The organism is Tunturiibacter empetritectus (assembly GCF_013410875.1).
Taxonomy (GTDB): Bacteria; Acidobacteriota; Terriglobia; order Terriglobales; family Acidobacteriaceae; genus Edaphobacter; species Edaphobacter empetritectus.
The window spans coordinates 286802-308585 of sequence record NZ_JACCCU010000003.1 but is presented as its reverse complement, the minus strand read 5'-3'; the positions used below and the strand labels follow the sequence as shown (position 1 = coordinate 308585).

General features: G+C 59.7%; 21 protein-coding genes. 2 read left to right on the top strand and 19 right to left on the bottom strand.

Annotation, left to right across the window (positions count from 1 at the left end; genetic code table 11):
• Nucleotides 1–27 precede the first annotated feature (27 nt).
• Nucleotides 28–753 (top strand): lipoyl(octanoyl) transferase LipB, encoded by a 726-nt coding sequence (gene lipB, locus HDF08_RS19145; protein ID WP_179640272.1) that lies wholly within the window; start codon nt 28–30, stop codon nt 751–753.
• Nucleotides 754–942: 189 nt separating this feature from the next.
• Nucleotides 943–2577 (top strand): 2-oxo acid dehydrogenase subunit E2, encoded by a 1635-nt coding sequence (locus tag HDF08_RS19140; protein WP_179640271.1) that lies wholly within the window; start codon nt 943–945, stop codon nt 2575–2577.
• A 76-nt stretch (nt 2578–2653) separates the two neighbouring features.
• On the opposite strand, the gene HDF08_RS19135 is transcribed toward HDF08_RS19140, so the two are convergent.
• The 19 genes from HDF08_RS19135 to HDF08_RS19045 all read right to left on the bottom strand — a co-directional run bounded on the left by HDF08_RS19135 (nt 2654) and on the right by HDF08_RS19045 (nt 21640).
• A complete protein-coding gene (locus HDF08_RS19135) occupies nt 2654–2959 on the bottom strand; it encodes a hypothetical protein (protein ID WP_179640270.1) in 306 nt (101 codons plus the stop codon).
• A complete protein-coding gene (gene purK, locus HDF08_RS19130) occupies nt 2959–4137 on the bottom strand; it encodes a 5-(carboxyamino)imidazole ribonucleotide synthase (RefSeq protein ID WP_373563236.1) in 1179 nt (392 codons plus the stop codon). Before purK ends, HDF08_RS19135 begins: the two co-directional genes overlap by 1 nt.
• A complete protein-coding gene (gene purE / locus HDF08_RS19125) occupies nt 4134–4610 on the bottom strand; it encodes a 5-(carboxyamino)imidazole ribonucleotide mutase (RefSeq protein ID WP_433985310.1) in 477 nt (158 codons plus the stop codon). The genes purK and purE overlap by 4 nt, the downstream gene beginning before the upstream one ends.
• Before the next feature lie 86 nt (nt 4611–4696).
• Nucleotides 4697–4957, bottom strand: a complete 261-nt coding sequence (locus tag HDF08_RS19120) for a hypothetical protein (protein WP_179640268.1) — start codon at nt 4955–4957, stop codon at nt 4697–4699.
• A gap of 8 nt (nt 4958–4965) precedes the next feature.
• Nucleotides 4966–5181 carry a hypothetical protein gene (locus HDF08_RS19115; protein WP_179640267.1) on the bottom strand — a complete coding sequence of 72 codons (216 nt, stop codon included), beginning with the start codon at nt 5179–5181 and terminating at the stop codon, nt 4966–4968.
• Nucleotides 5182–5200: 19 nt separating this feature from the next.
• Complete coding sequence (locus HDF08_RS19110; RefSeq protein ID WP_179640266.1) at nt 5201–7531, bottom strand: hypothetical protein; 2331 nt, start codon at nt 7529–7531, stop codon at nt 5201–5203.
• Entirely contained in the window at nt 7528–8769 is a 1242-nt protein-coding gene (locus HDF08_RS19105; RefSeq protein WP_179640265.1) for a phage portal protein, read from the bottom strand. Before HDF08_RS19105 ends, HDF08_RS19110 begins: the two co-directional genes overlap by 4 nt.
• A gap of 109 nt (nt 8770–8878) precedes the next feature.
• Nucleotides 8879–9736, bottom strand: coding sequence for a DUF3037 domain-containing protein (locus HDF08_RS19100; protein WP_179640264.1), 858 nt, complete (start codon nt 9734–9736; stop codon nt 8879–8881).
• A gap of 32 nt (nt 9737–9768) precedes the next feature.
• Entirely contained in the window at nt 9769–10602 is an 834-nt protein-coding gene (locus HDF08_RS19095) for a HipA family kinase (protein ID WP_257031278.1), read from the bottom strand.
• A 245-nt stretch (nt 10603–10847) separates the two neighbouring features.
• Nucleotides 10848–12398 (bottom strand): terminase large subunit, encoded by a 1551-nt coding sequence (locus HDF08_RS19090; RefSeq protein WP_179640262.1) that lies wholly within the window; start codon nt 12396–12398, stop codon nt 10848–10850.
• A gap of 106 nt (nt 12399–12504) precedes the next feature.
• Nucleotides 12505–16020, bottom strand: a complete 3516-nt coding sequence (locus tag HDF08_RS19085) for a zinc-binding metallopeptidase family protein (protein ID WP_179640261.1) — start codon at nt 16018–16020, stop codon at nt 12505–12507.
• Nucleotides 16021–16248: 228 nt separating this feature from the next.
• A complete protein-coding gene (locus HDF08_RS19080) occupies nt 16249–17241 on the bottom strand; it encodes a hypothetical protein (protein WP_373563235.1) in 993 nt (330 codons plus the stop codon).
• The gene (locus tag HDF08_RS19075) at nt 17238–17750 is read right to left on the bottom strand and encodes a hypothetical protein (RefSeq protein WP_179640260.1); all 513 of its coding nucleotides are present in this window, start codon (nt 17748–17750) and stop codon (nt 17238–17240) included. The genes HDF08_RS19080 and HDF08_RS19075 overlap by 4 nt, the downstream gene beginning before the upstream one ends.
• A 36-nt stretch (nt 17751–17786) precedes the next feature.
• Nucleotides 17787–18245 (bottom strand): hypothetical protein, encoded by a 459-nt coding sequence (locus HDF08_RS19070; protein ID WP_179640259.1) that lies wholly within the window; start codon nt 18243–18245, stop codon nt 17787–17789.
• Nucleotides 18223–18846 (bottom strand): hypothetical protein, encoded by a 624-nt coding sequence (locus tag HDF08_RS19065; RefSeq protein WP_179640258.1) that lies wholly within the window; start codon nt 18844–18846, stop codon nt 18223–18225. Before HDF08_RS19065 ends, HDF08_RS19070 begins: the two co-directional genes overlap by 23 nt.
• Before the next feature lie 99 nt (nt 18847–18945).
• On the bottom strand, nt 18946–19917 hold the full coding sequence (locus tag HDF08_RS19060) for a hypothetical protein (RefSeq protein ID WP_179640257.1): 972 nt from the start codon (nt 19915–19917) through the stop codon (nt 18946–18948).
• 127 nt (nt 19918–20044) lie between these two features.
• Nucleotides 20045–20476 carry a hypothetical protein gene (locus tag HDF08_RS19055; protein WP_179640256.1) on the bottom strand — a complete coding sequence of 144 codons (432 nt, stop codon included), beginning with the start codon at nt 20474–20476 and terminating at the stop codon, nt 20045–20047.
• Between the two features lie 50 nt (nt 20477–20526).
• A complete protein-coding gene (locus HDF08_RS19050) occupies nt 20527–20910 on the bottom strand; it encodes a hypothetical protein (protein WP_179640255.1) in 384 nt (127 codons plus the stop codon).
• Nucleotides 20911–21001: 91 nt separating this feature from the next.
• Nucleotides 21002–21640 carry a hypothetical protein gene (locus HDF08_RS19045; protein ID WP_257031277.1) on the bottom strand — a complete coding sequence of 213 codons (639 nt, stop codon included), beginning with the start codon at nt 21638–21640 and terminating at the stop codon, nt 21002–21004.
• Nucleotides 21641–21784 lie beyond the last annotated feature (144 nt).

The window sequence follows — 21784 nt, the reverse complement described above, 5'->3', positions numbered from 1 at the left end:
CTTCAATTGCCGGAGCCACAAAAGCTCATGCATATCAATCTCCTCAATCTCGGTCGTGTCCCATACAACGAAGCGCTCGCCATCCAGCAACAGGTCATCGCCGCGCGAAAGCAGAATCTGATAGGCGACACGCTTCTTATGCTGGAGCATCCGCCCGTCCTGACGCTTGGCCGGAACGCGCATCGCTCCAACGTTCTCGCGAGCGACGAACAACTGGCCCAACGGGGAGTGGAGCTACATGAGATCAACCGCGGCGGCGACGTGACGTATCACGGCCCGGGCCAGCTGGTTGGCTACCCCATCATCGACCTGCGCGGCGACCTGCCCGTCAAAAAAGGACCACATCTGGGCCCGGTCGACTACGTTCGTTTGCTTGAAGAGGCCTTAATCCGTACCTGCGGCGACTTCGGCGTGATGACCCAGCGCATCTGCAAGCTCACTGGGGTTTGGACCATGGCAGGGGGAAGTATCCGCGAGAAAAAAATCGCGGCGATTGGCGTCCACGTCTCTCAAGGCGTCACCTCACATGGCTTCGCGCTCAACGTAACCACGGACCTAAGAGACTTTGACTGGATCATCCCTTGTGGCATCACCGACAGAGAGGTAACGAGCCTCGAATTGGAGGCCGACCCCAACCGCCAGCCGACGATGGAGTCTGCTCTCAACTCCGCCGCCAAAAACTTCGGTCGAGTCTTCGAGCGGCAGATGCTATGGTGTGAATCGGTCGATCAACTCCTTGCCACGCATGTATGAAACGCGAGATCCCGTAAGACGGCCACTGTTCGCTAACCGCACCGCGCAGCCAGGTTTCACCCAGCAGCCGTATAATCCCACTTGCGCACGCCCGACTGCGGACCGGGCTGATACTGGGCGGTTTTGCCGCTCGCACCTGTATTACCGCACCTCAAAGCCGCACCTGAAGTTAGGGGAGAAGAGAGATACATGCCGACTGACGTAGTTATGCCCCAGATGGGCGAATCCATCACCGAAGGCACCATCACAAAATGGCTTAAGAAACCGGGTGACGCCATTCAGCGGGACGAACCCCTCTTTGAGATCTCGACTGACAAGGTTGACGCGGAGATTCCGTCGCCCGCGGCCGGCACTCTGAAGGAGATCAAAATCTCCGAAGGGACTACGGTCCAGATCAATACCGTCGTCTGCAGCATCGACGAAGCAGGCTCGTCCTCCGCGCCTGCCGCCGCACCCGCAAAGGTTGAAACCGCAGCCGCTCCAGCAGCGGACACCGTCACCCCGGCCGCGGTCGATGCGCCTCCCGCAGTTCAGGGCAATCCACCAGCCCCGTCCAGTGCCACCGCAGGTCCGGGAACCGAAGTCCTGATGCCTCAGATGGGCGAGTCCATTACCGAGGGGACGATTACCAAGTGGCTTAAGAAGGTGGGCGATACCGTCCAGCGCGACGAGCCTATCTTCGAGATTTCGACCGACAAAGTTGATGCAGAGATCCCATCGCCCGTAGCCGGTACCCTCTCCGAGATCAAGGCTCAGGAGGGCGCTACCGTCACGATTAACACGGTCGTCGCGGTTATCGGCGGCGCTGCAAAATCGTCCGCTACGGCCGCTTCTGCTCCTGCTCCATCCGCGGCCGCTTCGGCCCCTGCGGTCTCAACAGTATCTTCCGCCTCTGCAGGGGAACACGTTCGTTCTTCACCGCTGGTCCGCAAGATCGCAAAAGACAACAACGTCGATCTCTCGCAGGTTCCTGGCACTGGAGCCTCGGGCCGCATCACCAAGACCGACATCGTCAGCCACTTGGAGCAGGGTCCAAAGCCTGTCTCCGCCACGTCCGTTTCTCCCACGCCCTCCGCGCCTGCGCCAGCTGCTGCCAAGCCAGTTGCCCCTCAGCCGCAACCCGGCGAGCTCGTTCCGATGACCAAGATGCGCTCCATCATCGCGCAGCGCATGGTCGAGTCCAAACGCACCAGCCCGCACGTCCACACCGTCTTCAAGGTGGACATGACGCGCATCGTCAAGCTCCGCGAGAAAGAGAAGTCAAAGTACGAGCAGCGTAACGGCGTCAAGCTCACGTACATGCCCTTCATCACCCGCGCCGCGATCGTCGCACTTCGCAAACACCCTATCGTCAATGGCTCAATTGAAGGCGAAGCGATCCGCTACAACAAGAACATCAACATCGGAATCGCCGTCGCGCTCGACTGGGGCCTCATCGTTCCCGTTCTGAAGCAGACCGAAGAGAAGAACTTCCTCGGCATCGCACGCGGCATCGTCGACGTAGCCGATCGCGCGCGCAACAAGAAACTCGCACCCGACGAGATCTCCGGTGGCACCTTCACGCTCACCAACTCCGGCATCTTCGGCGAGCAGTTCGGCACACCTATCATCAACCAACCGCAGAGCGCGATCCTCGGTATCGGCGGCCTCAACAAGGAAGCCGAAGTCATCACCGACAAAGACGGCAATGACTCCATCGCGATCCGTTCTATCCAACGCTTTACCCTTGGCTTCGACCACCGCATCGTAGACGGTGCAGACGCCGGCAAGTTCATGTCCGACTTCAAGGCATACTTGGAGAACTGGTCCGAAGACATCGGCTAGTTTCAAATAGCAGCCAAAGGCAAAGCAGCGGCAGATCTGTAGATCTGCCGCTGCTTTGCCTTAATTTGAAATGCGCTCAAGGCTCGATGAATTCAAATAAAAACTCATTCTTTGACTGAATATGTTCTACTGCGATCTCGCACAGCTCGTCAGCACTATAATCCCAATATTTTTTCTGCGAAAAATCCAGGCAAGCTTCATATAGGCGCTCGTATTCATCGTCTTCCCCAGAGCCGAAAACTTCTATCCCCAGCAGCCGAATGTCCCTGTGCTTAAATTCGCCTACAGCTTCTACAGCAACATCTGCCGGAAACAGCAGCGTACCTCTCCACACAACAACTCTATGCCGATAATCTTCCAGAAAGCTAAAATCTTCATCCACTAGAGTAGCTCCTTCGCTCTCAACACCAGCTCAACCGCCTCATCTGCCGTTGCACCAACCGCCGACAGATGCCCCATCTTCCGCCCTTTACGCGGCTTATGCTTTTCATACAAATGCAGCCGAACCCCGGGCACAGCCAGTGCCGCATCGAACCTGGGTTCGACAGCCTGCCCATCCTTCAGCCACAAATCCCCGAGCAGATTCGCAATGGCAGCAGGTTGCACAACACCAACATCACCGAGCGGCAGATCACACACGGCCCGCACCAACTGCTCGAACTGTCCCGTCACACACGCTCGGACACTCGCGTGATAGCTGTTATGAGGTCGCGGAGCTAGCTCGTTCACCAGCAGATTTCCATCGGTTGTGCAAAACATCTCAACTGCGAGAACTCCCTCAAGCTGAAACGTATCGGCAATTGCCTCCGCAATCTCTCGAGCTTTCTCCTCCATCTCCGAAGAGAGTGGAGCAGGAATCACACTCCAGGCAAGAATCTGTTCCTCATGGTGATTCAGCGCCGCGGGATAAACCTTCACCTCGCCATTGGGCGCGCGCGCCACCAGTACAGAGATCTCTTTCGCCAGATCGACTGCCTTCTCGGCCACGCCAGCCCGCTCGCCCAGCGCCTCCCAGGCACCCCTCACCTCATCTTCGACAGAGGCACCTGCAGCAAATCCAACCTTACCCTGACCACGCCCGTCATATCCGCCAGTCGCACTCTTGCAAAAACATCTACCGCCAAGTGCAGTCACCGCATCTCGCAACTCATCCAGCGACCGAACCGCGCGATACTCCCCAACCGGAAATCCGTTTCGCCGCAGCCAATCCTTTTGCTCGATCCTGTCCTGAATCACCGCGAGCATAGCACCACCCGGCCGCACAGGCGCGTAGCTTGATGCCGCTTCCATACTCGCCGGCGAGATCTGCTCAATCTCCAGCGTCACCACCTCGCATCCGCGCGCAAGATTCGCCGCCTCTCGCGAATCGTCCCATCCCGCCTCAATGCATCCATCCACCACAAACCGTGCAGGACAAGCCGGATCTGGATCAAGCACAAGGATGCGATACCCCATCTCGCGAGCCGCCATCGCCGTCATCCGCCCCAGCTGCCCACCACCAAAGATTCCGATCGTCGCACCCGATAGAATCGGCATCGCATTCGAAGAACCAGAGTTCACGCGCCAACCTCATCTTCTCCGACTACCTGCGCAAGAACCTCATCCCGCCGTGCTGCGCGCCAGGCCACCAGCTTCTTCTGCAGCGCCGCATCGGTAGTAGCCAATATTGCCACAGCCAACAATCCAGCGTTCGTAGCCCCGGCCGCTCCAATCGCCAGCGTTCCCACTGGAATCCCCTTTGGCATCTGCACAATGCTCAACAGCGAATCCATCCCTTGCAGCGCCGTCGCCGGAATCGGCACGCCAAGCAAGGGCACCACAGTCTTCGCAGCGATCATCCCCGGCAGATGTGCCGCACCCCCTGCGCCAGCAATGATCACCCGAAGCCCGCGCGCAATGGCCGACTCAGCGTAATCAAATAGAAGATCCGGTGTCCGATGTGCCGACACCACTCGCACCTCATGTGCAACGCCAAACTCCTTCAGCACCTCCACGGCGCCTCGCATCACCGCATAATCACTGCGGCTCCCCATCACTACCCCAACCAAAACAGTGCCCAGCGGCTCGGCGTCCATGGCCCGATTATACGGTTTCCAGTGCACGCCGCGCCCTGGCAGCACTACGAGCGATTTGCCCACAGGCTCGCGTTCAGGCACATCACCACGCCGTCAATCGTCATACTCAGCCCCTTGGTGAACTTGTCCGCGTCGACGATGTGCTTCTTCGTCACTGCATCGGTAATGTTGATAGCAGTCCCGACGATCTCCACTGCCGCATCCTTCTTTTGCTCGCCGGTCTTCGCCCCAAACAAAGCCTCAGTCCCTTGAACCACCCCTGGAAGCAAGGCAATCGATCGAAAAAACAACTTCAGAAAATCCATAACTTCTCCTATCGCCTCAAGTAGTCAATCGCCATATGAAACATCGCCAACACAGCTCCACCTGCACCCAGCAGCCCCTTGATGCGCTGTACGCTCCGTTCATGCTGTTCAACCCTGTCCTCAAGCTGGGTCAATCTCCCCGGCTGTCCTATCCCCAGCAGATGTTCCATCTGGTTCTTCAGCACACTCAAATCCGCTAGTACCTGCCCTTCGAACTCTGTCACCTTCTCCTCCTTCCACCCATCACTCACTTACCGGTAAATTCGTAAACACCGCACTCGAAAATCGCGAGTACAACGGAGGCGTCGACCCATCGAACATCCTCACGTAGTAGTGCTCCACCTGTCCCTCGCGAGGAATCGAAAAACTCCGCACCGGACTCCTCAGCACCAGATCCTGATCCACTCCCGGCCCAAAATCTCCGTCCCGTCGTCTCACTTCGAACCCTCCTCCGGTTGGAGGAGCCGTTCCGGAGTCCACTTGCAGAGCCGTCCCTGTTGCGCTCACCACCTGCAACTCTTGCAGATTTGCCAGCACGCTGCCGCCAACCGGCAACGTCGAACTCAACGCCTTCTGTGGCAGCAGCGCATCGACAGCGATTGCCTCGGACAAGGTCAGCCCCAGGCCCTCAGCCCAGTCATTCGCAAACGCCATTCGATAAGTGAGCATCTCGGGACGCCCCATCCCATCCACGATCTCAACCTTTCGCACCATCACGCTCATCGTCTGTCCAGCGCTGGTAATTGCGAGAACATCTCCCGGCCAAACATCCTGAGAATTCACCGCCACGTAACTCCCGGAGACAGCCGCTGCACGACTGGCTGAAAAACTCAGCACTGCCATCGCTGCCCCCTCGCAATCCATCGAGCTCCGTGCCGCCGGCTTTACCACCTTCCCCAGCCACTGCGCCGTTCCCGGCATGCCACCGGCAGCCTCCTGGGCAACGCTTGCCTCATCTGCAAGCCGCGCCACAGCTCTCAGCCGCCCGCGGTACGTGACGGTTACAAGTTCCCCGGCCACAGGAACCCGGCCGGCAAAGAATGTAACCTTTCCTGCTGCAGATATCTTGCAATCAACTCCCTCGCCCGCAACACCGATCAGCCGCGTCATCTTCACGCCGCTCGGCAGCGTACTCACCACCCAGCCAGAGCCCGTCTGCGTGATCCTGCAGTAACCCATCGACCCAATCAGCTGCACGCTGTTCACCGCAGCAAAGGTGCAGTTGGCCGGCGAGGTCACCACCGATCCGTCATACAGAACCGTCGCCGGAGTATTCGAAGCTGCCCCAAGATCCTGCAGCTCAAACACCACAGACATCGGCGCCGATACCAGTCCCCCGCCGAACGACGCCACCACGCCATCCACCATCGCATAGTAGTTTTGCAGCACACGCTGCATCTCCACGCAGTGCAACCGAATGCGCAACGTATAGGTATGCCCCTGCAGCATCGTGAAAACCGTTCCTGCCTCGGCCCCATTCACGAATGGAACCGCGACCGTATTTCCGCCACTTTGCCGCACGTTGTAACCCACAAAGCAGTTCGCGCTCTGGGCAGCTCCCTTGTACAACCCGCACACCACCCCTGCGCTTGCTCCTCCAAGTTGCAGATTTCCCGCTTCAATCACCAGCGAGCCGCCCATCTCCACCTGATCGATCGCCGTCAATGTGGTCTGTCCGTCGAAGCCGTTTCCTCCGGTCATCGTCAGCCCGGATGCGCCTAGACCAAGATGCGACCCCGGATCCGCAACCTGCCAGATCTGTGTGTCGAGCACTGCCTCGTTGAAGTTGTCGGTAAGAAACTGCACAGAGTTCGCTGCCTTTTTTGGGCGAAACGGATCTTCCGAAAGCTGAAATACGGTTGTCGTCCCATCCCCCGCAAACGTCTCGGTGACATAGGCCGTCGGCTCAATCTCGCCACTCACCGTAACATCATTGGCAAGCTCCTTCACCGCCGTCGTCTTCAGCGTCGCCACCTGGAGCGAGCCATCCCCATCGCTCAAAGCGTGGGTCACCGTCCCCGCCGGCTGCAGTCCAATCGAGCCATTCAGAACCCGATACGCGGCATAGGTCGCGCTTGCAACGCCACCCGCATTCGCAGACCAGCTCTCCGTCTGCAAAGGTTCGTAGACTCCAACGGGCAACCCGTTCCTCACGCCCGTTGTCGTAAACAACCCAGCATCCACACGGTTCGTAAGAGTCGTCAGCAGCTGTCCACCGCTCTGCGCCAGCCCCGCTCCACTCAACGGAACGGACTGCTTATCCAACAGCCACTCATCGCTGACCGCGCTGAAGGCGTATCGGTATACTGAACCCTTAACCCCCGTCCCCGCATACACCGCCTCCGGGTCCGTTGCGATGTAGCCCGTAAAAAGAACAGTTCCGTTTGCCGCCGTAACCACAGCGCGCCCACGCCGTACCGGCACCGCCAGGCCAGCGTCACTCACATCCAGCATGCCGCTGCATATCGACGGAGCATTCAACGTGCGAGCAATCTTCAGCGGCCCGGTAGTACAAAGAGCAGCGCTACAGTCCACCGCACCCGCGCCATCCAGATTATCGATCGTCACCTTCACTGTGTCACCGCCGCCTCTAGCGGAGCTAACCCCCGCATCGCACGTACCTCATCCACCGTCAACACGCCCGCCTGCAGCAGCGTCGTCTGAATCTGCAGCTCCTGCATCTCGTCCCTGCTCTCCAGGTCGTTGAAGCAGAACTCGGACTCGCGCCAGCCCAGCTTCTTCGCGAATAAGTCGCGCGTAATATGCTCGGCGAGCAGCTTTGCCACCGGAACCACCGCGCTCTGGAACGCCTCGTCCGCCATCTCCCCGGCAGTCGATTTGTTAACATCGCTCGCCACCCCAAGCAGCATCGGCGGCAGATCAAACGCATTGGCGATCATGCGAACCAGCGTCTCCTGCCACTGCAGCCGAAGATCCGCATCCGTGCCGCCCGCAAACTGAATCACCTCCGGCTTCTGCTCACAACTCAAAAACGGAACCCGGCCCGTGCCTTCAATCTCGTCCTGCCACCACCGAATCAGCCGGTCATGCTCCTCAGGAGTGGCGTCGTTCAACCAGATCGCATACTGCGCCACCGAGTTGCTGGCCAGCTTCCCCGCATACCGGCTCGCGCTCAGAAACTGGTTCACCGTCTCAAACGCAACCTCCAGCCTCCCCAGGCCAAACGGCGTGTAGCTGCGAGGATTCAGCCTCAAATACATCAGCTCGTCATCGAGCAGAGGCACCAGAGACTCCTGTCCCATCCGCCCCGTAGCCTGCGCATAGCGAGGCTTGTTCGGATCGCCATCCCACTTCGTATCGATCTGGATCGTCGCGCCATCCACCGGCCAAAGATGAAACGGCCTCTCAGGATCTCCCGTGCTCTCCATCTCCACCGCGCCGAATCCGCCCACCAGCAGATCCTCCAGCACCTGCTCCCAAAGTACCCGAAAGCTATCCGACGCATTCGGCTCTTCGAGGCACTGCCGCAGAACCTTCATGCGAGCCTCTGCATCTTCCACCGTCAAGCCCGAGTAGCCGCGCCGCACCTTCACCTGCCAGTCCATGCTCGCAATCTTGTCCTTCACTACATTGATCGCCCGGCGCACCACCGGCGTCTCGGCGAACTTCCGCAGATTCGCCGCAGTCGGCTTCGGCAAAGCGTTCTGCCCCGGCCGTCCCGCAGGTCGGTAGGGACTCAGAATCGACGGAAGCATAGCCGTCTTCCTCGCGCCCATCCCCGCATCGCCCGCTGCCGCCTCAACTCCCGCCAGTCTCTGCCAAACATCCTTCACCATCGTCCGAACGCCCATCGCTACCCTCTCTTTCCGTCTCTGCTGCAAAAGAAAAAGGCACAGCCCCTGGGCCATGCCTAACCGTTAAATCAGTCGCTAGCTTTTAGCCTCTAGCTAAAGCTGTCCCTCAAACACTCAACTCCACCCGAGCCGTCGCCGCCACCCGGGCCAGATCGCTCAGGGTAACCACACGAATCTCCTGCCGCTCCATCGCCTCCACCCCAAACCGATACCGCTCCATCGCCTCGTCCTCAGTGTCCGACACCGCCCGCAGCGGCTCCACAACCGCAGTCAACTCCAGCTTCGCCCTCTCCACCCTCTGCACGCCCTCCACCAACTGCGGAGCCGAATAAGCCAGTCCCTTCGCCGCCTCCACATCCCCCTCCAGCGACACCGCCTGAAACATCCGAATGACTCCACCCGCAGTTGCCTCTCTCGATCCAGCCCTGTATCCGCAATCGATCTTCATCGGATCGCCCGCCCGCGTATAAAGCGAAGCCGCAATTCTCTTCCGCATCAACCCCCAAACGCCAGCCCGCTCAAACTCTGTTCGCATCGCCCCCGCGATCGCCGCCCGTCCCGTCCGCTTCCGCTCCGTCTTCACCTTCAACGGCTCCACATACATCTTCATCAACTGCTCAATCTCCGCCGGCAGGCTCTCCGCCAGGCAAGCCCGCACCTCGGTCATCTGCACCGAGTTCGCCAGCGTATCCTCGAGAATCTCCATCACCGGCTTTATTCCCGGAGCATCCCTGCCCACAGTCTTCAGCCGATCTCCAATCTCCCCCTCCAGCGCTTCCAGCAAAGCGATATCCGCATCCGCATCCATGCACTTCACCCGCGCCCAGTCCCGCGTAAAGCGCACCACCGCACTATCGTCGCGTCCCGCCTCCCGCAGCAGCACGCCGATATTCGCAAACTCGCCCTTCACCACATCCGGCACATACCGGATCAGGAAGAACTCGCATTGGACACGCTCAGCCATCAACCTCCAAACCTGCTACCCAACACCACCAACTACATTACAAATTTTCCCACCCCACCCACCTCAGCAAACTGCCTCGGCACCACAATTTTCTTACCTGACGCCCACATTGGGAACGGCTCTCTGTTCGAATCCCGAAACTCTCCGATCAACTCTCTCACCCGCGACCGCCGCCTCAGCATCTGCTCCATCAGCCGCTCGATCACCGCGGTATCCCCGCCGTACCACTCTGGCGGCACCGCTTCTGCAATATCCCACAGCGTCCCCGCCTCCATCGCCTCCACCTGGCTCAGCCAAGGCTCGAAGCTCTCCCACCCCGTCACCCGGGCATACACCTGGTTCCTTTGATACACCCCGCGCAGCGGCGAATCCGGAAACGTCCAATCTCCCGCATTGAAGCAAAATCCCTGATCGATAAACGTCGCCCGGTACTTCCTCTCCCGAGGCTTCCTCTCAAACACCGCCTGCCGCCCGTTACAGTTCCCCGCCCACTTATCGATGCATAACATCCCGGCGAACTCCCCCAGGTTTCTCACCTCATCCAGCTGCTGCTCCGGCAGATAGTCCACCACTTGTCCAGGCATCAACCCACCCACAAACTGCGATCCGAACTGCAACCCCGCCGCGTATCTCTGCCGCAGTCCCTTCGGCATCTCGACAAACATATCCAACGTATTCGACACCAGCCACTCGGTGACCTCGACCACATCGCTCACCGGCACCGTCAGCCCGACTGCCGCGGCCAACCGTGTTGCGATCAGCTCATTCGCCAGCACCCGCACATCCTGCGGATTATTTTGAAACTTCACCACCCAAAGCTTGCCATCCGCCCCCAGCATTAACTGGCTTTGCGCTCCGCCTCGCATCCTTCTAATCGCCTGTACTGCCAATACCGCCAAGCCGAACACCCCAGCAACAGAATAACCGAGGCTGTCCTGCCGGACGGCCCTCCTGCGCGGAGGGCGGTCACTTCGTGACTTGTATACCCCTTCGGTTGGTGCTCCCGTTGGTCGCGAACGAAGATGATTCCGACCAACGGGAGGACCAGGCGAAGCTTTAAAAAGGCGTGCGAACGCCCGCCCCACGCGCAGTGGGCCCGTCCGGCAGGACATCACATCTTCCCCAGCAACTCAGCCCTCACCGCCTGCCCAATCGCCATAGCCATCAAGCAATCATCATGCGCCCCACTCACCGCCCCCGTTCTTCCCCCAGCCATAGCAACGAAATTCCGGCACTCCCCCAGCAACCGCCGGCTAAAAAACATCCCAGACGACTCCACCAGCAAAGCCCCCATCCTACTCACCATCCCGGGCTTCGACCCCGCCGTCGTCAACCAGCCCGCAACGCCCCCCTGCTCATACACACGCGCATACCGTTCCACACTATCCAGATAAGCAAGCACACCAGCTCCATGATTATTCCTCTCCACCGCAATCATCGCCCCGCCATACTCCCTCGCCAGCTCCGCCGAGACCCTCGCCAGCTCCAGCGTCCCCAGCCTCTGCTGCAGCTCCGCGCACTGCATCCCGGACTCCCTCTCGATCACCTGCACCGCCGCAAAGTCTCCATCCGCCCCACCCCCGGCTGTATCGACCGCAACCACATACTCCTTCCCGGCAATCGGAGGCAGCCAAACCTGCAACGCACCACCCCGCCGCATCTCCAAAGGCTCACCCACCGAAGCCAGCCGTCCCTCCACAGCCTCCATCTCAAAGCAGCACTCGCCCGTAGCCTTGAAGCAGCTCTCCGCATCCTCCGCGAACTCCTGCGACCGCAGCCCCCGATAACTAGCCTCCAGCCCCCTGCGAAAACCAATCTGCCGCCCCGTCAAACCATGCGCCCTCACCAGCCGAAGCTCATCCTCCCGCAGTGCAACGACAGAAGCATCGACAGGAGCAGCAACATAAGCCTCCTCCATCCACCACGGAAAGAAATGCCGAACCACACCGCTATCCCGCTGACCCGCTGACTCGCCAACTCGCTGGTCTACGCCGACTCGCTGCTCGACGCCGGCCCGCCGCTCCACCGCCCGTCCCCACTCCTCATAGAAGCATCCATAAGCTCCATTCGGCGTAGACTCCATCATCATCTCGCCCCCAGGAGCAAGCGCCGCCCGAAGCCCCGCCAGCGTAGCCCCCGCATCTCCCGGCCACCGGCTCACTTCACTGCAGTGCAGATACTGCACAGTCAACCCACGCCCAGCACTCTCATCTCCTGCGCTCACCACGCGAAACTCGCTATCCAGCGCCGGAAAACACATCTGCCCCGCATTCGCCTTACTCCGCCGCAGCGGTCCCTCCCGCAGATCCTCCGGCAGACACTCCCAGAATCGCTGCACAATCCGAAAGATTCCTTCTGCCGCCTCTCTCGTCTGCGCCACCTGCACCGTCATCACGCCGCGAGCCGTAATCGTCTTCAGAAAAAATCGTCCCGCCACCCAGGTCGTCATCCCCATCTGCCTGGCCTTCAACACAATGTTCTGCTTGCCGCACTCCCGTTCAAACGCCCTCTGCACCGCATTGGCCCGCAGCGGCCGCTCTACACCCTCACGATCCCGAACCCTTAACCACTCCTCAGCCACCGTTAACAAAGCCGCTGGTTTCGTATCCATTAAACTGCCCAGCGCCAGCAACTCTTTCACATCCCACCGGGCTTCACCCATTCCACCAACCTCATCCATCTTGAAACGATGCAGCGCCCCCTCCTCGCCGGCCGATTGCGCCGCATCGCCGTTCTTCTCTCACCACATCCCGCATCCGTCAGCCGAGCTAGAAAGCGCTCAGCGCCACGCGTTTCCAGGTATTCGTAGCCGTGCAAACGTAGTGAAAGTTCGAATCGTCCGCAAAGTCACCCGCACTACACGGCGCGGACGAGCTCGCCGGTGTACTCAATGACTCGTGATAGCTCGCAGCTGTGAACACCCCGCTCGGGCAGCTCAGTCCCGATGCGCCCAACATGCACGTCGCTGAGATACTCCCAATGCGAAACTTGAAATTACCCCCCGAAGGCACATCAATATACATGTTTGTGTCGTTCGTAGAAGGCCCGCCGCCCACCAGCCCAATGCGGCTGCCATCGGTGTTATTGCCATTCAGCGCAATGTTGCTATAACCCGACGACCCTCCCGAAGCTGCGGCCATCCTTATATTGCCGCCGGCAGTCTCAATCGAGTTCGACACCTCGGCTCCATTCCCATCCACCGTAAAACTCGACACCGGGTTCACGCACAATGTAATCCCGTTCGAACACGCCGCACCCCCAGCATTCACGCTGAAACTCCCCGCCGCAGAACCCGTACTACCTCCGCTGGACGATCCGCCCGCAGGCACAGCCCAGGTTCCATCCTCTCGCAGATAGCGTACCGTCCCCGCTGTCGCGCCAGGATCAGGAACCGCACCAGGAGAGTGGGTCGTCCCCGAGGCCCCAAACAACGGGAGCTGTGCCGCACTCACTGCGCCATTCAAAGTCGTTGCGTTCACTGTTCCGGCATTGATCGTCCCCGCCGTAAATCCCTGCGGAGCGAACTGATAACTCGCCCCACGAAGGAAGATCTGCAGTGCACTCGTTGTCGGCTGGTAGGAGACTGAATCCGTCCCGGCACTGCTGTCCAACTCAAAAAGATCGTAGCCGGAGTTCCAGTTCCCACACCCATGAGAGTTGCAGTGAACCGAGAACACACTCTGCTCCCCTGCCTGCACATCCATCGTCCGTTGCCAGATCCCCAGCTCCTGGTAGGCAAAGCGCGGCGCCGTATGGGTTCCCCCATTGCCAAGATAGTTTGACGCGGGTACCGAATTCGTGACCGTCCAACCGGTCAATCCGGGGCCTGCATTCCCTTCATACTGCACCCCTGCCGTCTGCGCCAGCGTAGGACGAGGCATCGACTGTCCGATGAAAGCCGTGTCCTGCGCAACTCGCTGCTGATAATAGTGCGGCTCTTCCACAGAATCGTTCACGGCCCAGGCAACAGTATTCGGCGCCAGCGTCAGTTGCCCATCCACGTTCTTCGTCGCCGTATTAAAGACTCCCAACACCTCGGCCATGGGATACAAAACATATCCCCCCGTAAGCTCCGACACAGTACCGCCGGTGCTCGTACTGTTTGCGCCCGTCTCCGAGAACTTCAACGTGTTCGCCCCAGTAGTAGTCACAACAAAGGTGCCGTTATAGCTCTGGTCAGCCACACCCGAAATGGTCATGCTCAATCCATTCACATCCACCGGCAACAAACCCGCCGTCGTAACCGCAACCACACCATTGCTCCTGGCAATCGCGGCAATCTGTAGCGACACATTCAGAAAGGCGCTGGTATTCTTCTGCACGCCTACAAGCGCAGTCAGGCCGCCCGCATAGTAAAGTCCAGTGGTCGAGTAAGAACCAAGGACAGGAAACACCTGCCGGATTGCCCCCACCGTATCCACCGTCTGTTCCAGCCCATATCCGCACAACCCCCCAAACGCAATCGTGGTCCCGGCAGAGTGTGGCTTATTCAAAGCCATCTGAAGGTGTGTCCCATCCACCACAGAGTAGTTCGCCATCTCGTAGTCTGTGGTCGAACTGACGGCCGGTGAGTCCATAAGGCAGGCCACTCCACTCGGACTCGGAATCGCGGCCGTACTCGTCGCGAATCCCGCCGTCACCCCGGTCGTCGCAACCGCTACTGTCACTGCTCCCGGAGCGATGTTGTTCGCCTGAGACGGTATCACCTGTGCCGTCGCCAGAAATACGCTCACCGGAAAGTTCGTCCCACTAAAGGTCGCGCTGGCGCCAGGCCCACTGTTGACTTGGCCCGTACCGCCTATCAACAACCCACTCGTAATCGTCTTCGCCGGATTCTTGTTGATAAGATATCGCCCCTCACCCTGCGTCCCCGATGCCAGAATCGAACCCACCGTTACCACCGTAGATCCCGGAGAACACCCCGCGCTGCAGACTCCCTGGAAGACCTCGAAGTCCTCCCGAATCTGAATATCGAATGGATGCGCGCCTTCATCTGCCTCATCGCGGAATCCCCCCGAAGAGATCAGGATCTGCGATCCCATCAGACAATCGCCAACCCCATAGCAGTTGATTGCCTGAGAATCCAGAACATGCTGACCCATCGTGTTGTACTGGCCGAATACGTTTACCGCGTTGTAATTCGTCTTGAAGTAGGGAACACTTCCGATCTCCTGTGGAAACAGATTCGATCCGCCTGTCAGGCCACGATGAACGATCGACAACGCATACGAGTTCGGATCCTCCGACCCTCCCGCCGCAACCTCAGCCTGCGAACTCCTAGTCGAAGTCACATCGATGACCTGCCCGGCATCTACGCCGCCCGGCACCGAAGTTGTCGGATTGAAGTAGGTATCGCGCCGCTGTCCGCTCCTGTCGTCCTCCACATGGGTGCCCCCCGCGCCGCTATTCCATGTGGTCGCTCCATAGTTCTCGCCCACCGGATAGCTGCGTTCGACCTTCACCTCGCAGCCGTTCGCGCAATCAGGACTCGTCACAGCATTTGCGATCCCGTTGCCGCCAAAACCGGTTACATATTGGCTCGCATACTCATCGCCATTCAGGTTATTCACCTGCAGCTGCGTCCCCACCGGCTGAACCACAACCTGGGTCGCTGCGGGGATCGTCGAAACTTTCTGCCCCAGCCCCGCAGCAACACCCGCAACATTCACATCGACATAGTGCTTATCCGCGGCCTGGTTTGAAGTCACAGGATCGCCCGGAAGCACCAACGGCCCAGTCATCGTATCCCCCGCCTTCTCGACAAAAGGATTCGTGCTGTCCAGCGGATGTCCCGACACTGCGGCCGCAATCGCCGTGTCCACATAGTTCTTGCTCACCGTCTGCATCGCCACCGACGTAGGAAGCACCGTGCTCTCGATCGTGCTCACCTGCACCGGAGACTGGCTTGCAGGAACCACCCAGAACTGTCGGCTAACCGTCCCATCATCCAGGTGATACACAGCCGTATAGTAAGTCCCGATCGGAGTCGATCCCGCATTCGGAACCAGGGCAAGGCTTAAAGATCCGTTCGTGATCGTAGCCGAAGTGGTACCGCTCGGGACAGCCTGCCCGCTCGCCGCCGTAAAGGCCTGCCAGCTCACAATCACACTCCCATTCGCCAGCGTCCCATCGCCGCGGTAGATCGTATCTGTAACCTGTGTGGTAGCAATTGCGCTCGGCGCCGTCGTCTGAGCGGCAGCGGCTACCTTCATCACTGTCATCGCGCCCGGAGCTGCCAGCAGCAGCATCCCGATCAGCGTCCATCCCTTAGGCTTCCAATGCATCTTCATTCTCCTCGTTCCTTATCCACTCGCACGGCCATCGCCATCGCCATCGCCGTCGCCGCGTCGGTTGCCGTTGCTGTCGCCTTTGTCATTGCTGCTGCTGCGTCCGTTGTCGTCGCCTTGCCCTTGAAGTAGCAATCGCCTGTGCGGCTGCTTCTAGGAACCCCAAGGCGTTAGCCGCGGGTCTCCTCTGGGTATGTCTTCTCCGCCCAGCAAACATCCCAATAACTAAACCGCCCGCATCGCCCCCGGCAGATAACTGCGGAAGCACAAAACCATCTCGCCGTCGTTATAGTCCTTCACCGGTAGTGCGCGAAACGCTCCCGCCAGCTTCACCTTCTCCAACGGCCCCGCCAGAGGCTCCGCCACCTCGGCCGAGCCCTGCATCGCCTGCAACCGCGGATAGTGATAGATCACCCGGTCTCCCTGCTCTCCGTCCATCACAAACAGCCCCGACCACTCCTGAAAAAATCCGCCGCCCTCGCGATCAACGAACCCCAGCAGCGAGCTCACCTGCATCCCGGAAGGCGGCGCCCCCGCCAGCAGCGGTGCCCCCAGCTGCAACGCTCCGTTGGCAATCGACACCACCCGTCCCACATTCAACGAGACCCGCCGAATGTAGTTGATGTCGCCTCCCACCGAAGCCGGCGAGCTCACATACGCCGCGCTTACTCCGCTTCCCACAAACCCCACCTGCGCCACGTAATCTTCATCCACCGACACCAGCTGGCCAACCTGAAACTGTGCCACAGCTGCAGCCCCCACATTCAAAGAAGTCGCCGTCGATCCACTCCCAGCCGCCAGCGGAACAGCCTGTGCCGCCGTGCCTCCACTCCCATTCGCAGCGGCTCCAGTTGCAGTCTGCAACAGGTTCATCTGCTGCGACCCTGCAGCCAGCGCCAGCTGCAGCTTCCCCCAGCTCTCAAACTCGAGCTGCACCGTCGCCTCCACCTGCGTCACCACCTGGCTCTGCACCACCGCTGGAGCACCCGTCGTCAGTGCGCCAATCTTCGTCTCGCTCTTCCTGGCAAACTTCGTACACCATCCCAGATCCACCCACGGAGCCGGCGGCGCGCTCAACGCGAAACCCCCACTCTGCGCCGCATCGAACACCGTGGGTGCTCCCGCCGCCCGATTCACCGGAGCAAAGTAAGCCCTCACCATCCGCGTCACCGGAGCCGCCGCTCCCACCAGACCAACCGCAGTAACCGTCGTGCTCACAGCTCACCCGCTTCCTGGTAACAAAACACCTCGACCGCAGCCACCCGCTCCAGCCGCTCTCCGTTCACCACTGCTGCCCCAAACGCAGCATCACCCCAGAACACATTCGTCCCCATCGCCACTGGAGCCAGCCCCGACCCCGCCGCCGCGCCAACATAGTTCCTCTTCGTCACACTCTGTGGAGCCGCGCTCACCGCCGCCACTAGCTCCGCATCCATCGCCGACAGCAACCGCCCCCGATCCATCCCCCCGTTACCAGAGTCGCCATCCGTCGCATAGCTGATCTCGCAAGCCATCGTGACGAGCGGTAGTGCCCCCTGCGCGTCCACGCCAAGCGCCGTCCAGTGCAGGCAAAACGCATTCACCGGCACAGTCGCAGAAGCCAGCTCGTTCTCCTCCACCAGCACGCCAGGCCGTATCACCCCGCGCAGCACAATCGTTCGTGCTGGATTCACCGCCGCCAGCCTGTCACGCAGCGTGACATAAAACGTATCTCTAGCATTCTGCATTTGTCTGTAACCTTTCAAGTAACATTTAAGCCGCCACTAAACCATCAACGCCAACGGGGCCCGCAGCACAAGCCGATAAACATAGGTAACGCCGCCCACCTCCGACTCCGAAGCCGACTCAATCTCCATCAGCACGTCGTCGATCAACACTCCGAACGCTGTAGCAAACAAGACATTCGCAGCCGAATATCCCATCGATCCCACCAGCAAATTCACAGCCGTAGCCGAAACCACAAGCTCGCTCTTAGCCGCCTTACCATTGGCCATCGTGGCCCTGGCCTTCCGGAACACCACCGGCTCCAGCGCAACATCCTGAAACGTTGGCACCGCCAATCCCAGCTGCTCGGTTGTGTCACCCGAACTTGCCGGTGCTGGCATCCGTAGAAAAACAGCGCGCCCGCCGCAACTCCGCAACAACACGTCCGCCGTCCGCTGCGCCCTTATCGATGCATCTCCCAGCTCTCCCATCACCTCACCCAAGCCTCTCTGCGACATAGGGCTTCAGCAGCATCTGCACCTGCGGGTCGATCAGCGAGCTGCTGAAGTACTGCATCCACATCGTGTCCATCTTGGTCTGCTTCACATTCGTCCCCGGTGTCGCCTGCGCATTTTTCACAATCTGCACGCAAGCCACCTTCACCGCATCGGGCACCGTTACCAGCCCCGAAGTGTAGGTAACCTCAACCTCGTTGTAGTCGATCCCCAGAAAGTTCCCGGGAAACGTAAGCTCGGCCGTCGTCGCATCCACATCGACCGTCGCCACATCCAGCGCACTCCAGCTTCCCGGCACGCTGAACGCCCACGCAATCTGCTCGTGAAATGGATCGGGCAACTCACCCCTGCGTGGCCTCGCAAACCGGACCCGCACTCCAACCAGCGCCGAAGCAGCCCCTGCTGCAGCAGCGAGCGGACGATAGCTCAGCCGCACCGTCTGCGCGCCCGCAGTTAACCGCATTCGCTCCACATACTGCGTTACCAGCAGACTCGGCCGCCGGCAATAAGACTCCATCAGTGCCGAAGCCATAGTCACCCAGTCATCCGTAGTCTCTGCCGTCAGTCCATACTGCACATACTCCGTCGGCAACAAATAGCCCATCGCATCCCTCTCTCAAAAAAGCAACAGGGACCGGCACAAATAGCACCGGTCCCCCGCAGTTATCAATCAAAACCAGCTAAAACAGGAAGCTCTAAAGCTCTAGCGGTCAACCAGAACCTGATAGTGCGCATAATTGGCACCCTTCACCACAACGCCGCCAAACTTCACAACCACATACTGCGAAGCCAGCGAGCCGGGAACGCCGAGTTGGAAGATGCGAGGATTCGGATCGCTCAACCAGTGGTATTCGATCAAGTCCTCAGTCACGATGTAAGCCGGAAGCACAGCCGAACCGGAGCCAGGAGTACCGGTGTAGCTCAGCGTCCACTCAGGAATCAGCGGAATATCGCCGGCCTGTGTCGAAAGCGTCTTTACGCTAAAACCAGCAGCGATCTCCTTGCTCTGTAGAACCACGTTGAACTCCGACTTCATCTCGCGATCGATCAGATCGAGCAGCACAGGGTTGGCATAGATCGCAGTAGGACGAACGCCAAACGAGCTGTTCGAAACCATCTGGGCAATCGTCGACTTGAAACCATCGACGATGCTCTGGTTGGTGCCGATCGAAACCGTGTTGCCGCCCGCAGCAATCTGCGCGCCCGCGCCAAAGTACTGCGCAGTCGTAGGCGAACTCAGGCTGGTATCGCTGCCGTTCCACAATGCAACATCATGCGTGCGCAGAACGCCGTCAACGGTATCGGCAAGGTCCTTCGCCTGCAGATAAGCAAACTGGCTCTGCTGCTGGCCAAGCTCGATATCGAACAGGTTGTAGTTGATCTGTGCCACCAGGGCCTTCAGTGGAACACTGCGCTCCACGCGAGTAGGGCTCACCAGCGGCGCAACGATATTGCGCGGATCGACGAATCCAGCCGAAGCCGAAGGTGACGGAATCGCAGTCTCTTCAAAGTAGCGTGAAGGATGGCCGGTTGCAGGAACCTGCTTGATTCGGCGGCCAAAGATCCCACGCCGCTGGACCAGGTCCAGAATCTCTGTCTGATACAGCGGAACTTCAATCGCGCCAGGTCCAATGTAATCCGCAGCGCCGTGAATATCGGTAAACTTCGCGTTCATCTTTCTCCCTTTCAAAACAAAAAGGCGCAGCCAAAGCCACGCCATCTATAGACCCCATAACTGGCGCGTAGCGCGTCAGCCTCGATGGCAGATCGCGCCGTGCGCGCAGCACGCATTTGCTGTTGATCTAAGCCAGCAAGCCAGACCGCATCAACTGAGCCTTCACCGCAATCCGCTGCTCCACGCTCAAACTCACCAGCGCAGCATCGACAGCTCCGGCCTCCATCGCATCCACAGTTACTCCCTGCTTCGCCAGTAGGTTTACCATGGACACAGGAAGAGTCTTCCGTCCATGTGTAACCTCAGCAGGCACAGAAGCAGCGGCGGCCTTCAGCTCAGCAATCTGAGCCTCCGCAGCAGCCAACTTCTCCTCCAGCTCTGCCTCACGCTGCCTCTCGACAGTTGCCACGATCCGGCCAATCGAAGCCTCGGCATCCACGGCAAAGTTGTTCTGCCGCTGTGCCAGCCTCTCGACCGCCTGTTCCAGCAAACCAGCCGCCGCAGCCAGACGTTCCACCGTGCTTCCCAGCTCGTCCTTCATCTCCAGGTCCATCTCCATGCTCTTTCGCCTTTCTCTTCGGTTAATCAGTCCACCCACTGAATCTCGTCTTAGGCCGCAACCGTCGTCTGGCCATTCTGCACGTTCAGAATCGCCACTACTGCAGAGACCACATTCGCGATATAGGTGCTATCGGCCGTGATGCCAGCCTTTGCCAGCAGCGCAGTTACCGACTGTTCGGTCAGCAGAAGAACCTCCGAAAGCTTCTGCGCCCCCGTGCCGCTCTGCGCGCCGGAGGCCGCATACTTCTGCTCCACCAGCAGCACCGCCGTCTGGATCAGCGAAGTAGCATCAGCCACCTCATTCGCAATCGGAGCCGCAACCGGAAACAGAAGCCCAACCAGCTTCTCTACTGGAACCGCATACTCCACCGCCCACTTCAGCCCCTTCGCAAAGCCCTTCCCAATCGTCTCCATCACGCTAACAAAACTCATCGTTCCCCCATTCGTTTAGGCGCCGAAGGCGGTCTGCCTCGATGGCAGATCGCGCCGTGCGCGCAGCACGCACTTGTCTTTGCTTGATAAACTACCGAGCTACAGCCACCCGTCGTCCAGCCGAAGCCGGCCGCTTCACCCGAAAGCTCGTACTCCGGTAAGCCGCCTTCTCCCGCAGCAGAATCGCTGCCCCGGTAAAGGTCGCGCGAGTCAGAGTCCAAACCTGCGCCCGCATATCCGCCACATGCGCATCCGCCAGCTCATAGCTCATCCCCATCAGGTTCGACGCGAGCCCGCTCCCCTGGATCTTCGCCTCCATCTCCGGAAAGTCCCGCGCAAACAAGTAGCCCGCAACCATCAGCTTCTGTCCATCCAACTCAGCGGCTGTAATGATGCCGCACTTCTGCCGCGCATCATGTCCATCCCACCCCGCCTTGTAGTCGACAGCCATTCCCAGCAGACTCGGCAGCGCAGCCTCCGCAGCCGCATGCGTCAGCACCACCCGGTGCCCCTTCGCACCACTGGGTGCCTTATCGCTCGCCACATCCACCAGCGTCAACACCCCTTCAAACGGCAAACGGTTCGGATGTCCGTGCACTACCGGAAACTCCACCGCCATCGCCCGCATCTCCAGGCCCGCCGCACCCTGCAAACCATCCCGTCTGCCTGCAAGCTCCGACCATCCAGCAAGCCCAGCACTTCGCCGATGAAGCCCCTCCGAGTGTCCCATTGCACCTCCTGAAATTTTTTCTTCGCGCAACCACCACACCGCTGCCTTGCCCCGCGAAAGTGCACGGCTGCCTTTTTTCTCAACCAGCACCCTCAGCAGAGACACGCCCCCACGTTATCCCGCACCTCAAAATTCATAATGGTC

Coding starts and splice junctions, on each gene's coding strand:
- lipB (WP_179640272.1), top strand. CDS start 28: ATGCATATCAATCTCCTCAATCTCGGTCGTGTCCCATACAACGAAGCG.
- HDF08_RS19140 (WP_179640271.1), top strand. CDS start 943: ATGCCGACTGACGTAGTTATGCCCCAGATGGGCGAATCCATCACCGAA.
- purE (WP_433985310.1), bottom strand. CDS start 4,610: ATGGGGAGCCGCAGTGATTATGCGGTGATGCGAGGCGCCGTGGAGGTG.
- HDF08_RS19120 (WP_179640268.1), bottom strand. CDS start 4,957: ATGGATTTTCTGAAGTTGTTTTTTCGATCGATTGCCTTGCTTCCAGGG.
- HDF08_RS19105 (WP_179640265.1), bottom strand. CDS start 8,769: ATGGGCGTTCGGACGATGGTGAAGGATGTTTGGCAGAGACTGGCGGGA.
- HDF08_RS19100 (WP_179640264.1), bottom strand. CDS start 9,736: ATGGCTGAGCGTGTCCAATGCGAGTTCTTCCTGATCCGGTATGTGCCG.
- HDF08_RS19095 (WP_257031278.1), bottom strand. CDS start 10,602: ATGCGAGGCGGAGCGCAAAGCCAGTTAATGCTGGGGGCGGATGGCAAG.
- HDF08_RS19090 (WP_179640262.1), bottom strand. CDS start 12,398: ATGGGTGAAGCCCGGTGGGATGTGAAAGAGTTGCTGGCGCTGGGCAGT.
- HDF08_RS19085 (WP_179640261.1), bottom strand. CDS start 16,020: ATGCATTGGAAGCCTAAGGGATGGACGCTGATCGGGATGCTGCTGCTG.
- HDF08_RS19075 (WP_179640260.1), bottom strand. CDS start 17,750: ATGCAGAATGCTAGAGATACGTTTTATGTCACGCTGCGTGACAGGCTG.
- HDF08_RS19070 (WP_179640259.1), bottom strand. CDS start 18,245: ATGTCGCAGAGAGGCTTGGGTGAGGTGATGGGAGAGCTGGGAGATGCA.
- HDF08_RS19065 (WP_179640258.1), bottom strand. CDS start 18,846: ATGGGCTATTTGTTGCCGACGGAGTATGTGCAGTATGGACTGACGGCA.
- HDF08_RS19060 (WP_179640257.1), bottom strand. CDS start 19,917: ATGAACGCGAAGTTTACCGATATTCACGGCGCTGCGGATTACATTGGA.
- HDF08_RS19055 (WP_179640256.1), bottom strand. CDS start 20,476: ATGGAGATGGACCTGGAGATGAAGGACGAGCTGGGAAGCACGGTGGAA.
- HDF08_RS19050 (WP_179640255.1), bottom strand. CDS start 20,910: ATGAGTTTTGTTAGCGTGATGGAGACGATTGGGAAGGGCTTTGCGAAG.
- HDF08_RS19045 (WP_257031277.1), bottom strand. CDS start 21,640: ATGGGACACTCGGAGGGGCTTCATCGGCGAAGTGCTGGGCTTGCTGGA.